Origin of the sequence: Haloferax sp. DFSO60, assembly GCF_046557615.1 — an archaeon.
Lineage (GTDB): Archaea > Halobacteriota > Halobacteria > Halobacteriales > Haloferacaceae > Haloferax.
Map to the genome: position 1 here is coordinate 535,459 of NZ_JBKIII010000001.1, position 11,835 is coordinate 547,293.

Sequence of the window (11,835 nt, forward strand, 5' to 3'; positions counted from 1 at the left end):
GCGGCTTCAGGCACGTGTGCGTGAGACGGTCTTCACCACGAATGTTGTCTGTTCGAATGTTGTCTGTCACCCAGACCTGACTGCTGGTAGTTCCGTCAGTTGCACCGAGAAAATGAGCCACGAGACAGCCAACAGACTGTCCGTGTTCGTAACTTAGTCTGCCGACGCGGATTCGTCGCTTCCGAATCGTTCGAACGCCGAAATGAACTCCGAGTCGTCTTCGACTTCTTCTTCCCACTCTTCGAGTCCGCGTTCGACACGGCTTCCTTCGATGGTGTTGTCGAAGATGAACGCGAAGAGGCCGCCGACGGCCATCCCGGTCGAACCGATGACGAAGATGGTGTCTGCGACGAGTTGGGTGCTGAGAATCGGGCCGACGAGTGCGACCTGACTCATTCCCTGACGGAAGGCTTCGGCGCTCCCGACGTTGCCCATGTAGGCTGGAATGGCGAGCCCGGCGAACATCGCGACACCGATGATAAAGATGTTACGCGAGGAATCGAGGTCGACGTACTTCAGGTTCGAGAGGCCGACCGCGACGATTTGGCCGAACATAGCGATGTACAGACCGCCGACGATTGGGCCGGGGATAGTCGCGATGAGCTGGCCGAAGTAGCCGACGAAGCCCATGATGAGCATGACGACAGCACCGACTTGGACGACGTAGCGCGAGGCGACGCCAGTCAAGCCGATAGCACCGATGTTCTCAGAGTACGACGTGGAACCGCTGCCACCCATGATGGCCGAGAAGATGTTCATCAGGCCTTCCATGCCGATGCCGTGGTTGATACGGCGTTCGGATGGTGCGCCAACGCCCGAGAGACGGGCCACAGCGTGGTAGTCACCGAAGGATTCGACCATCGACGCGGCGACGCCAGCGAGCATGCCGATGATGAACGAGGTGGTGAACTGCGGGATGCCGAAGGCGACCGCGCCGACGACCGGAAGCCCGACAGTGACCGTTCCTGCGCCGCCTGCGAAGCCCCACTGGAAGGGGTAGATTGGCATGAGCGCGGGTGCCTGGGCGACCGATGCGAGGTCGATGTAGCCCGGCGTCCCGGGTGCCATGACGCCCGTCACCGACAGTGCTGCCGCAATCACGTAGGAGACGACGACGCCGAGAAGCACGGGGAAGAGTTTGAACGCAGGGTGACTGGTGTTGAGGTACTGTGAGAAGAGGACGATGAGGCCGAGCGTCAAGCCGAGCAGCCACCAGTTGTTGGTCGCCGCCGTGACCTGCGGGACGTTGAACAACGAAAGCCCGATGAGCGCAATCGTCGGCGCGATGACGACCGGCGAGATGAACTTGCGAAGGCGACCGAGCAAGCCGAAGTAGCCGACGAGTACCTCCACCGCCGCGGCGATGATGATTGCCCCCTGGAGTTGAAGTAAGGCCGTCTGCCATCCCACACCCGATGGGTTGGATGCGGTGACGACGCCAATGACGGCGATTGCCGGTGCCAACATCGAGAACGGCGCGCCCTGCACGATGGGATACCGGTTCCCGAACGTCGTCTGCATCAGGGTTGCGATACCCGAGACGACGAAGAACGTGCCTACGAAGCGCGGAATCACTGACCCAGGCATGTCGAGGACGCCTGCGAGAATCAGTGGAACGGCGATGTTCGCGCCGACCATCGTGAGGTAGTGTTGAACGCCGAGAAGGAGAGAAGTGGGAAGGGGTGGTTTATCTTCGATACCGTACTGCACAAACGAGCGAGAAGATGAGTCGTCCGTCACGACCATCCCCCCACATGCGGTGGCCAGAATCTGCGCATGGTTGTGCCACGATTCAATGGAGACTATATATCTCCTACGCTTCGACGCGACTCGTGAGAAATACCTTTCACTTTCGACGGACATTCACCGTGCATGACTAGTCTCCCGAACCGTTCGAACAGGACTGACGACCGTTGGCTCGTCGGGTGGGCGTTCGGGTACGCCGCTGTCGGTGCCGCGTCACTGGTCGTTCCGTTGTACGCGCTCGCACTCGGCGCGGATGCGTTTCTCGTCGGCCTGATTGCCGCAACGGCGGCGTTCGCCGGTGCTCCTGGTGCGATTATCTGGGGTCGACTCGCCACACGAACGAATCGTCGCCGACCGTTCGTTCTGGTCGCACTCGTTGCAACCGGACTCGTGCTCGTCGCGATAGCAGGCGCGGCCGACCCGCTCGTCGTCCTCGGCGCCAATGCGACGCTGTGGTTCGTCGTCTCTGCTGCCGCACCAGTGTTGAACCTCATCGTCGTCGATGGTGTCCCCGAATCCGGGTGGGAACGCCGGTTCGGCGTACTCAATCACTATCAGGGCTACGGCTGGCTCGCCGGACTCGTCGTCGGTGCACTGTGGTCGGCAATCGCCCCTCGCGTGCTTGGGTTAGACGCGGTGAGCGTCCAACGGTGGTTCCTCGTCGCCTCGGCGTTCTCAGCGCTCGTCGGCGCACTCGTGGTTCGCGTGTGGTACCCTGAGCGCCCGACTACCTCTCCGACCCGATTCGCCCGAGTCAGTGCCGCGATTCGGCGTCCATCCGGACTCATTGGCCGCTCTGTCCGTGCCGTTCCTTACGGTCCATCGCGGATGTACTGGGCGCTTCGGGGGATGAACTTCGACGCGCTTCGCCGACAAACGACTCCTGCGTTGCTCAGATACCTCGCTGCTGCGACGCTCTTTTTCGTCGGTTTCTCGGTCTTCTTCGGGCCACTTCCGGCCTACCTCGTCGATGCGGGGAGAACGGCCGACGAAGTGTTCATCCTCTTCGTGTTGTCGAGTCTCGGGTCGGCCGTGAGTTACGTCCGTGTCGGCGAACTCGCGGCGAGGTACGACCCTCGCCAACTACAACTCGGCGCGCTCGCAACCCGTGGACTCGCGTTCCCCGCAGTCGCGGTTCTCGGTACGACGTTCGCCGCCAGTACCGGATTGGTCGCACTCGGCGTAACGTTCCTCGTCATCGGCATTTCGTGGGCCGTCATCGCGGTGACTGCAACCGGACTCGTGAGCCGACTCTCGCCCCCGAACATTCGCGGTGAAGCACTGGGTGCGTACACCGCACTCGCCAGTCTCGGCGGCGGTATCGGGTCGGTACTCGGAGGCGTCGTCGCAACGGCCGCCGGGTACGAGGCGGCGTTCACACTCGCTGGCGTCGTCGTCGCAATTGCAGTGGTCGTCGTCTGGTCGGCAAAAACAGCGAGCGAGAGAACGCAGTCGGCTGCGCTTGGATAATTATTCGATCGCGTGGACGGGCGAAATCCAGATGACGAGTTCGCCGTCGCGTTTGATGACGCCTTCGATGGCGTCGTCTTTCTCCAGAGGTGGTTCTTCCACGTCGTTCATCGAGACGCGAACGACCTGGTAGACTTCGTCCACGAGCCATCCGGTTGCCGCCTCGTCTTCGAACTTTCCGGGGTCGAAGATGACGATGCGTTTCGATTCGCCAGCCTCGTCGATGTTGAGCAGAGACTTCGGATTGATAATCGACGTCGTTCGACCACGGAGGTCCATGACGCCCTCGACGTAGGAAGGGGCGTTTGGGACTGTCGTGAGTTGACCCTTATCGACGATTTCGCTCACGTATTCGATATCGACGCAGTACGTCTCAGAACCCAATTGAAATTCGAGTACCTGCACCTCTGCGGCGACTTCTTCCTCGTCCTCGTGCTCTTCTGCCGTATTCGGTGAAATTGCGTCCTGTCGCATGGTCAAATCCGTGGTGGTCGGTGCCACCACACTATCTGTCCAATTGTCCTCAGATTCGATTCATAAAGGTACGTGCCCGATTATCATGGCTGATTATTCTCGCCGAGTGTTTATATACCTCATTTTCGAACCACGGAGGTAGATGAGCGGTCATGGAAACGGCACACTGATAATTCCGAAGAAGACGCGGAGTCGGGTCCAGCGCGGACGAAGAGCTGTGACTCAAATCGACTGCGGCGGGTCCAACAGATGAGTACGGCAGTCTCCGATGGAACGACTCGTGCAGTCGTCGTCGACGACTCGCGCTTCATGCGGACGCTGATTCGCACCCTCCTCGAAGATAGTGCCGTCGAGGTGGTCGCCGAGGCCGGAAACGGCAACGAGGCCATTGAGGTAGTCAGCGAACACCAACCGGACGTCGTCACGATGGACATCGAGATGCCCGAGATGAACGGGCTGGATGCCGTCGAAGGCATCATGAAGCAGTGTCCGACGCCGGTTCTCATGCTCTCGGCACACGCCGAAGAGGATGCAGATGTGACGTTCGAAGCACTCGACCGCGGTGCTGTCGATTTCGTCACGAAACCCGGTGGCGAAGTGACCTCCGAGATGCCACGTGTCAAGCGTGAACTCGTCGAGAAACTTCGGTCTGCGGCGGCAGTCGATCTGTCGAAGACGCGCGGTCGGTCACGACCTACGCCGTCGAGTCGCGCCCGTACGAAGCCGAAACCGACCACCCAAAAACCGGAATCGAACGACTCGATTGTCGAGGGTTCGACGCTAATCGTCGGTGCATCGACGGGCGGCCCGAACGTCGTCGAACGCGTGTTGGCCGCGCTCCCCGCCGATGCAGGACTTCGTGTACTCGTCATCCAACACATGCCGAAGGGCTTTACCAAGCGGTTCGCCGCTCGGTTGGATGCACGCTGTGAGTACGACGTCAAAGAGGCCTCCGACGGCGAACGACTCGGCCCCGGACAGATTCGTGTCGCCCCCGGTGGGTCGCACTTGCTCGTCACTGGCGACCGGGCTGGACACCTTCGGCTCGCACTTTCGGACGACGAACCGCTGCACGGCGTCAAACCAGCAATCGACCTCACGATGGCATCCGCCGCAGAGGTCGTCAAAAAGCCGCTCGCGGGCATTCTCTTGACCGGAATGGGCCGCGACGGCGTCGAAGGGATGACGCGAATCAGCAGCGCGGGTGGGTACACCGTTGCACAGGACGAGAAAACATCAGCTATCTTTGGAATGCCCAAGCGGGCTATCGAAGCCGGGTGCGTCGATGCGATTGCACCTGACGGCAGCATCACCGAAGAAGCACTTCGCGGACTCAATTCCTGACCATGGACGAAGAACTCTACCAGGCATTCATCACCGAAAGCGAAGAGAGCATCACCCAGTTGAACAACTCCCTCCTGTCACTCGAATCCAACCCGGAGGACACCGACGCAATCGACGATATCTTCCGACAGGCGCACACCCTCAAAGGCAACTTCGGTGCGATGGGATTCGACAACGCCGCGACGGTGGCACACGCCGTCGAAGACTTGCTCGACGAGATTCGACATGGACGGCTCGACGTCACCGCCGAGCGGATGGACCTCGTCTTCGATGGGATGGACCTCATCGTCGAGATTCTCCACGAAATCGAAGCGAACGGCGAGTCCTCGACCGATCCGACCGAGACGGTCGAAGAGATTCGGGCCGCCGTCGAAGCAGAGGACACAACGGGAAACTCGAAACAGGCGACGACTGAGGACGAAGAATCCGACGCGTTCGATTTGGACTCCCTCGTCGCCGAGAGTGTCGCCCTCGATACTGTCGAATCCGACCTCGTACACGCTCGCGTCCGACTCGATACGGGTCAAATGAAAGGAGTTGACGCAGGCATCTTCCTCAGCAGTATCCCCGAGGAACTCGACCTCGTTGGGACCAACCCACCGCGAGACGAAATCGAAGCGGGCGAGTTCGGTGCCGATATCCACCTGTTCGTCGCCGGACGCACCCCCAACGAAGTGGCATCCGAACTGTCTGGTCTGTGGAAAGTGAGCGAGGTCGAAACGACGGACGTCTCTCACATGCTCGATACCGATATCGACGCTGCCGACTCACAAGCGCCCGCTGACGAGTCGAGTGACGAACTCGCCGAGAGCGACGAGGCCGAACTCGAAGTCGAAGCGACGGCCGCCGAGAGCGAAGAGAGTGCAGGTGCAGATGAGTCCGAATCGGACGACGAAGGTGCCAAGGAGGCCCAGTCGATTCAGGCGGTCAAGTCCGTCCGCGTCGACGTGGACCAACTGGACGAACTCCACGAACTCGTCGAACAACTGGTGACGAGTCGTATCAAACTCCGAAACGCCATCGACGAGGAGAAACACACCGCACTCGACAGTCTCGACGAACTCGACAAGATATCGTCGAACCTCCAGAACACGGTCATGGATATGCGGTTGATTCCGCTGAAGAAGGTGTTCGACAAGTTCCCCCGTCTCGTTCGTGACCTCGCTCGCCAACAGGACAAGCGAATCTCGTTCAAAGTCGAGGGCGCGGACATCGAACTCGACCGAACGATTCTCGACGAGATTTCGGACCCCCTCATGCACGTGCTTCGAAACGCCGTTGACCACGGCATCGAATCACCCGACGAGCGTGAGGCAAACGGCAAGTCTCGGACGGGAACCATCAAACTCTCCGCACAGCGCCAACACGACACGGTCATCATCACCGTCGAAGACAACGGTGGCGGCATCAACGCTGACGCCGTTCGTGCGAAAGCCATCTCGAAAGGCGTGGCGACGAAGAGCGAACTCGAAGACATGCCCGATTCGGAAGTCTTCGACTACATCTTCCATCCCGGCTTTTCGACCAACGACGAGATTACCGACGTGTCCGGTCGCGGTGTCGGCATGGACGTGGTGAAGACCACCGTCGAGTCGCTCGATGGCGCAGTCTCCGTCGAGAGCGAGCCCGGCGAGGGGACGACGTTCAACATCCGACTGCCAGTGTCGGTGGCGATTATCAAAGTCCTCTTCGTGCAGGTCGATGACCGCGAGTTCGGCGTTCCCATCAAGTACATCGACGAGATTGGCCGCCGTGACCGCGTTCAGACCGTCAACGGGACAGAGGTCATCGTCCACGAAGACACCATCTTCCCGCTCATTCGACTCCGTAACGCCCTCGATATCGACTCCGAAAAACCCGACGAGGGAATGGTCGTCCGTATCCGCCCAGAAGACAGACAGATTGCGCTCCACTGCGACGGCGTGACGAAGCAAGAAGAAGTCGTCGTGACGCCCCTCCAAGGCCCACTCTCCGGTGCTGGTGGCCTCTCTGGGACTGCCGTCATTGGCGATGGAAACGTCATCCCGATTCTGGACGTGTCCACGCTCGAACTCCCCGATGGTGGAAAGCAAGCCATGCGCGATTTCGACCCGGCCCAGCTTCCGAGTTCGACCGAGGAGGCAGCAGACTGATGGTCACCTCACCGAAACAGGACCAGACATTCACGAGGTTGCTCAGCTACATCGAATCGTCGCTGGCGTTCGCAACGAGTTCGTACAACGACGCCTACCTCGACCGGCGAATATCCGCTCGGATGCGACGCCGACGTGTCGATGACTACGACGAGTATCAGGCACTCCTCGAAGAAGATGAAGAAGAACAGCAAGCCCTCCTCGATGCGCTCTCTGTGAACGTGACGAGCTTTTTCCGTAATCCCGAGGTCTGGGAAGCACTCCGTGAAGTCCTTCGCGATTTGAGTGCGAACGGGACGCGAAGAGACCCGATTAAAATTTGGAGTGCTGCTTGTTCTGACGGGCGCGAGGCCTACTCGCTCGCCATGCTCGCTCACGACGATGACCGCGTTGACGAACGACGTATCGAAATCGTCGGGACCGACATCAAACGCGAGATACTGCGTGCGGCTCGCAAGGGAGAGTACCGCGCCTCTGAAACGAACGATATCGAAGAGCAACTCGAACCGATTGGTCGCTGGGAGCGATTCGTCGAGCAAGACGAGAACCGCTTCCGCGTCAAAGACCGCCTCAAGGACATGGTTCGATTCAAGCGGCGTGACCTCATCCGTGAGAACCCACCGGGAACGTTCGACCTTGTCGTCTGCCGGAACCTATTCATCTACATCAACGCTGATTCGAAACGTGCAGTGTTCGAGTCGCTTGGGTCTGCTCTCGAAGACGACGGCTACCTGACGATTGGGATGACCGAGACGATTCCACCGTCGTGCCGGGACCAGTTCGAACCGGTCGAAAAACGGCTTCGAATCTACCAAGGAACAGCTACTGCCGCACGGAGGTGACCGATGAAACCCGGTGAACAGAAACTCGGCGATACGCGTGGCCGCTTCCTCCAAGTCGTGAAAAACGGTCGTGAACTTCACGACGTCGACTGGACGAGCGGCCGCATTCTCCTCTCGAACAAACGCCTGGTCCTCGCCGGAACGGCCGGGAAGCGAACGATTCTATTGGACGATGTCGAATCGCTCGGTGGCCGTTTCGACGTGAACCAGCGCATCGCAACCGTCTCCGACTACTTCAGTATCCACATCCCCAGCGGTGTCGTTCTCCTCGCACCAGTCGATTACGAAGAGTTCGAGACGGACTTCTTCGGCGCACTGTTGAACACCGAGCGCTTCCTTGCACGACATCCCGCTGTTGCCGGTGGTGTCGTCCAAAACACCGAGTGGGAACAGTCCCGTCTCAAAGTCGAAGAAGAGGCCGTAAGTATGGCGACAGTCAGCGGGAAGTTCGTCGAAATCCGCCTCGACGACATCGGCGACATCAAGACCGGCGAACGGACGATTATCGAAGAGGTTCGAAACGTCATCGAAGTCGAACACTCCGACGACGAAGGGACGAGTCTCCAGACGTACATTTCAGGGCCAAAGCGTGCGATAACGTTCCTCCACTCCTTGCTTCGTGAAGGAGAAGAACTCTCCGAGACGTCTATCGAACTCAGCGAAACCGACAAGCAGGTTCTCACGGCACTCTACTCCGGTGTCGAACCGTTCGACATTCCCGGCTTTTTGGGAATCGACGTCGAAAAAGTCGAGGCGCTGTTTCAGCGACTCATCGACCACAACGTCGTCGAAGAGATTCGCGTCCGGCGCGAGGTTCGACTCAACGCCCGTGGCCGAAGTATCGCCTCCGACGCGATCGAACAGCAGTAGTCTTTCTTTCAGCTTTCGCTCGAAGTAGACCCGACAGCACCTGCTCTCGAACACGGATTGGCACGAATAGAAGAAGAGAACGAACGATTAGGTGGAGCGTGGCGAACGTTAGACGTTGACGTCTTCGATTTCTTCGTTCACGACGAACCGGCCTTGCGGTGTCAAGGAAGTCGGCAGCGTCTCGTCGCCGATGAGGCCTTCGTCGTTGAGCGTCTCTAACTCGGCGTCGAGAACTTCTTGTTCGACACCGAGAAGTTCGCTGAAGTCCACTTCGGCGGCCATCTCTCCGGCGGAGTAGAGACCGACGAGGACTTCGAGACCCTGTTCTGTGACTTCGATGTTGCGCACGTCGGATTTGATCCAGTGGTAGACCAGTCTGAGGTACCGACCGAGGATGTTCATCTTCCGACGTGAATCGAGCGAAATCTCCGACGTAACGGTTTGTCCCTGCTCGACGTGCTGGACGGAGAGGACGAGTTGCTTCTGCTCGTCTGTCGTCCGTTCGAGTACCTCGAAGAAGATGACACTCGCCAAGTCGATGTGGAACGGTTCGCCGTTTTCGGTGAGCGGGCCATCGTCGTCAGGGAACGTCACCGCTTCGTAGTCGAGGTGGAGACCGGACCGGTGTCGCTCGGTGTTCATCACACGGCCACCGACCCGGGCAGGATGCTTTACCGTCGCTTGCGACCCGTTGAGTGCCGCACGGAACAAGTAGAGTGAGAACTTCTCGATGGTCTCGCGGTCGCCGCCGATGACAGTCGTCCGGCGCGTGCGACCAGTGATGTAGCCGACCATCACAGTGTAGTCGAAGAACTCTTCGACTTCCGGCGGAACCTGCCCGACTGCGATATCGAACACTGACGTGATTGGGATGGCGGTCTTCGACTGCCCGGTTGCGAGGATAAGTCGCTGTTGGCTCATCAAGACGCGGCCTTTGACCGGTTCGAAGGCCGTGCTGCCTCCCGCGACGAAACTTGCAACGAAATCGACGACGATAGCCTCGCCCTTCGAAGTCTTTCGGATGCGTGACTGGCGCTCCCTTTCGGCCTGTGACTCACCCGCACCGGGTTCTGGCTCTTCTTTTTGTCGCCGGTATGCTTGCAATAGCTCGGCTTTCGCAACGTCGCCACCTTCGACCGCGTTCGAGCGGGCATTGGTGACGATATCAGCGTCGTCTGCAGACTGTCCTCCGGGTTGCTGTGTGTCCTCAGTCATATGCTAATCAGAGCTCCCGCGAGCGACGAGGTGGCGACTGCCATCATCGAACCCACCCAAACGAGTACAACGAAGTGGAGATAGGCGTTCGCCTTGTGGCCCCCGTCAACCATTCGAATCATAAGCGACGAAAGGAGGGCGTTAAACAGGATGATAAGACTCAGCATGTATTCGATGAGCGGCACGTCGTAGACACCCGCGTAGATGAGCGTCCCGAACTGGAGGCTGTCGAGGTTCATCTGCGTCGAGAACGTCGCAAGGATTTCGACGACTTCCAGACCGATGAAGAACGCAAACGATGCAGAGGCAGTAATCCCGTAGAGGACACCGATGAGCGTCACCGTCGACTGTTTGCGCTGTTGGCGGAGCTTGATAATCTCGTTCATGTTCCGACTGATGAGTTCACCGAGTTGTTTCGGGCGGCCACCCATCGACCGACCGGCATTGTACATCTCACTGAACTTCTGAATCAGGTACGACCCGGATTCGGCACTGAAGAAGAACCACGAACGGTCGGGGTCGAGGCGCATCCGAAGACGGGTGTGAAGGCGGTCGATTTCGCGCGAGAGGTTGCCGAAGTCCTTCTTTCGAAGCGTCTCCAGCACGTCGGTCGTCGTACTCTGCTTTGCCGTCTCGGAGGCCCCGAGTGCGCGAATGAAGCCAGGGTACTCCTCGTCGCGTTCGTCAATCTTCTTTTCCTGACGACGCGCGACGACACCGGGAACTGCAAGCGGCGTCAGCGGCGTCGCAAGGAGCAACGGAACCGGGATGTCGAGCATGATGGGTCGCATGAGTTCGCCGACGAACGTCACGTTGAACGTCCCCAGTGCCAGGAGGACGACCATCACGACAGAGAGACCAACTGCACCGTACAGCGTGATGTCGATTTGCCGGTCTGCCTTCGTCCGGTACTCTCGTTGCTGGTACCACAGCGGGTCGTACGGCGACATCGTCCGAATGACGAAGTAGAACCCCAACTGCACGAAGACGAACAACACGATGACCGCTGCAATCGTCATCGTCGCGTCCGTGCCGGTGAGAATTGGCAACACGATGGCGTTGATGATTGCGAACGTCATCGAGAGAATCATCGAGAGGTACAGGTCTTTCATGACCTCGAGGTTCCCGAGCGCACTCTCGTACACCGTGATGTACTTTTGAATCATCGCCGTCTGCTCTCCGAGCAGGAAGTCGTCGATGCTCTGTCCGGCGTTGATTGCGTATGCGAGACGGTCGAGGAAGTCTGAAAGCGGCTTCGAGGGAACCTCGCGTGCGCGACGCACACATGCGTCGTCGAGCGACTGGTTCCACGCATCGACGAGTTGGACGATGCGTCGCATCTCGATTGCCAACTCACCGTACTCCTCTTCACGCGAGAGCGTGCGGAAGACGGCCACACGGTCGATGTTCGTCGTCGAGAGAACCGTCATGTGCGTGATGAGCAAGTGGAGTTGGTTTTCGAGGCCGCGACGCGTCTGCTCGACGAGCAGACGCGGGTAGAGGACTGCGGCACCGAGTAACAACACCCCAAGTAAGAAAACCGGGATGCGGACGAGGACGGGGAGTGGAAGCGCAATCGCGCCGACAACCGAGAGTATGAAAACCACGATTGCCGGGCCAAGCACCAACAGCAGATACCGAGGCAACTCCATCGGCATCTTCTCGTACGACTCGACGACATCGTTGAAGAAGTCTCGAACCTGAACCGCTTGTACCGTTGTGCTGGCCTCCCCACTCATGAG

Annotated in this window: 9 protein-coding genes; 5 read left to right on the forward strand and 4 right to left on the reverse strand. The window is 59.2% G+C overall.

Features of this window, described 5'->3' with window-relative positions; genetic code table 11:
- Window positions 1-153: 153 nt before the first annotated feature.
- Window positions 154-1,746, reverse strand: a complete 1,593-nt coding sequence (locus ACK509_RS02795) for a uracil-xanthine permease family protein (protein WP_410764975.1) — start codon at window positions 1,744-1,746, stop codon at window positions 154-156.
- Window positions 1,747-1,872: 126 nt separating this feature from the next.
- Between ACK509_RS02795 and ACK509_RS02800 the strand changes: the two genes are divergently transcribed.
- Window positions 1,873-3,216 carry an MFS transporter gene (locus ACK509_RS02800; RefSeq protein WP_410764976.1) on the forward strand — a complete coding sequence of 448 codons (1,344 nt, stop codon included), beginning with the start codon at window positions 1,873-1,875 and terminating at the stop codon, window positions 3,214-3,216.
- Here the strand turns inward: ACK509_RS02800 and ACK509_RS02805 are convergent, their stop codons facing one another.
- On the reverse strand, window positions 3,217-3,690 hold the full coding sequence (locus ACK509_RS02805) for a chemotaxis protein CheW (protein ID WP_410764977.1): 474 nt from the start codon (window positions 3,688-3,690) through the stop codon (window positions 3,217-3,219).
- 249 nt (window positions 3,691-3,939) lie between these two features.
- On the opposite strand from ACK509_RS02805, the gene ACK509_RS02810 reads away from it, so the two are divergent.
- The 4 genes from ACK509_RS02810 to ACK509_RS02825 are packed head-to-tail and all read left to right on the forward strand — an operon-like array spanning window position 3,940 to window position 8,878.
- Window positions 3,940-5,034 (forward strand): protein-glutamate methylesterase/protein-glutamine glutaminase, encoded by a 1,095-nt coding sequence (locus ACK509_RS02810; RefSeq protein ID WP_410764978.1) that lies wholly within the window; start codon window positions 3,940-3,942, stop codon window positions 5,032-5,034.
- Window positions 5,035-5,036: 2 nt separating this feature from the next.
- Window positions 5,037-7,166 (forward strand): ATP-binding protein, encoded by a 2,130-nt coding sequence (locus ACK509_RS02815; RefSeq protein ID WP_410764979.1) that lies wholly within the window; start codon window positions 5,037-5,039, stop codon window positions 7,164-7,166.
- Window positions 7,166-8,008 carry a CheR family methyltransferase gene (locus ACK509_RS02820; protein WP_410764980.1) on the forward strand — a complete coding sequence of 281 codons (843 nt, stop codon included), beginning with the start codon at window positions 7,166-7,168 and terminating at the stop codon, window positions 8,006-8,008. Before ACK509_RS02815 ends, ACK509_RS02820 begins: the two co-directional genes overlap by 1 nt.
- Before the next feature lie 3 nt (window positions 8,009-8,011).
- Entirely contained in the window at window positions 8,012-8,878 is an 867-nt protein-coding gene (locus ACK509_RS02825; RefSeq protein ID WP_410764981.1) for a CheF family chemotaxis protein, read from the forward strand.
- 108 nt (window positions 8,879-8,986) lie between these two features.
- Here ACK509_RS02825 and ACK509_RS02830 read toward each other — a convergent pair whose 3' ends face one another.
- Both ACK509_RS02830 and flaJ read right to left on the reverse strand, forming a co-directional pair.
- On the reverse strand, window positions 8,987-10,093 hold the full coding sequence (locus ACK509_RS02830; protein ID WP_410764982.1) for a CheF family chemotaxis protein: 1,107 nt from the start codon (window positions 10,091-10,093) through the stop codon (window positions 8,987-8,989).
- On the reverse strand, window positions 10,090-11,832 hold the full coding sequence (flaJ, locus tag ACK509_RS02835; protein WP_410764983.1) for an archaellar assembly protein FlaJ: 1,743 nt from the start codon (window positions 11,830-11,832) through the stop codon (window positions 10,090-10,092). The genes ACK509_RS02830 and flaJ overlap by 4 nt, the downstream gene beginning before the upstream one ends.
- Between the last annotated feature and the right edge of the window lie 3 nt (window positions 11,833-11,835).

What these genes read in the sequence shown, in the direction of transcription:
- ACK509_RS02830 (WP_410764982.1), bottom strand. Translation starts at nt 10,093, where the DNA reads ATGACTGAGGACACACAGCAACCCGGAGGACAGTCTGCAGACGACGCT.
- ACK509_RS02795 (WP_410764975.1), bottom strand. Translation starts at nt 1,746, where the DNA reads ATGGTCGTGACGGACGACTCATCTTCTCGCTCGTTTGTGCAGTACGGT.
- ACK509_RS02805 (WP_410764977.1), bottom strand. Translation starts at nt 3,690, where the DNA reads ATGCGACAGGACGCAATTTCACCGAATACGGCAGAAGAGCACGAGGAC.
- ACK509_RS02825 (WP_410764981.1), top strand. Translation starts at nt 8,012, where the DNA reads ATGAAACCCGGTGAACAGAAACTCGGCGATACGCGTGGCCGCTTCCTC.
- ACK509_RS02815 (WP_410764979.1), top strand. Translation starts at nt 5,037, where the DNA reads ATGGACGAAGAACTCTACCAGGCATTCATCACCGAAAGCGAAGAGAGC.
- ACK509_RS02820 (WP_410764980.1), top strand. Translation starts at nt 7,166, where the DNA reads ATGGTCACCTCACCGAAACAGGACCAGACATTCACGAGGTTGCTCAGC.
- flaJ (WP_410764983.1), bottom strand. Translation starts at nt 11,832, where the DNA reads ATGAGTGGGGAGGCCAGCACAACGGTACAAGCGGTTCAGGTTCGAGAC.
- ACK509_RS02810 (WP_410764978.1), top strand. Translation starts at nt 3,940, where the DNA reads ATGAGTACGGCAGTCTCCGATGGAACGACTCGTGCAGTCGTCGTCGAC.
- ACK509_RS02800 (WP_410764976.1), top strand. Translation starts at nt 1,873, where the DNA reads ATGACTAGTCTCCCGAACCGTTCGAACAGGACTGACGACCGTTGGCTC.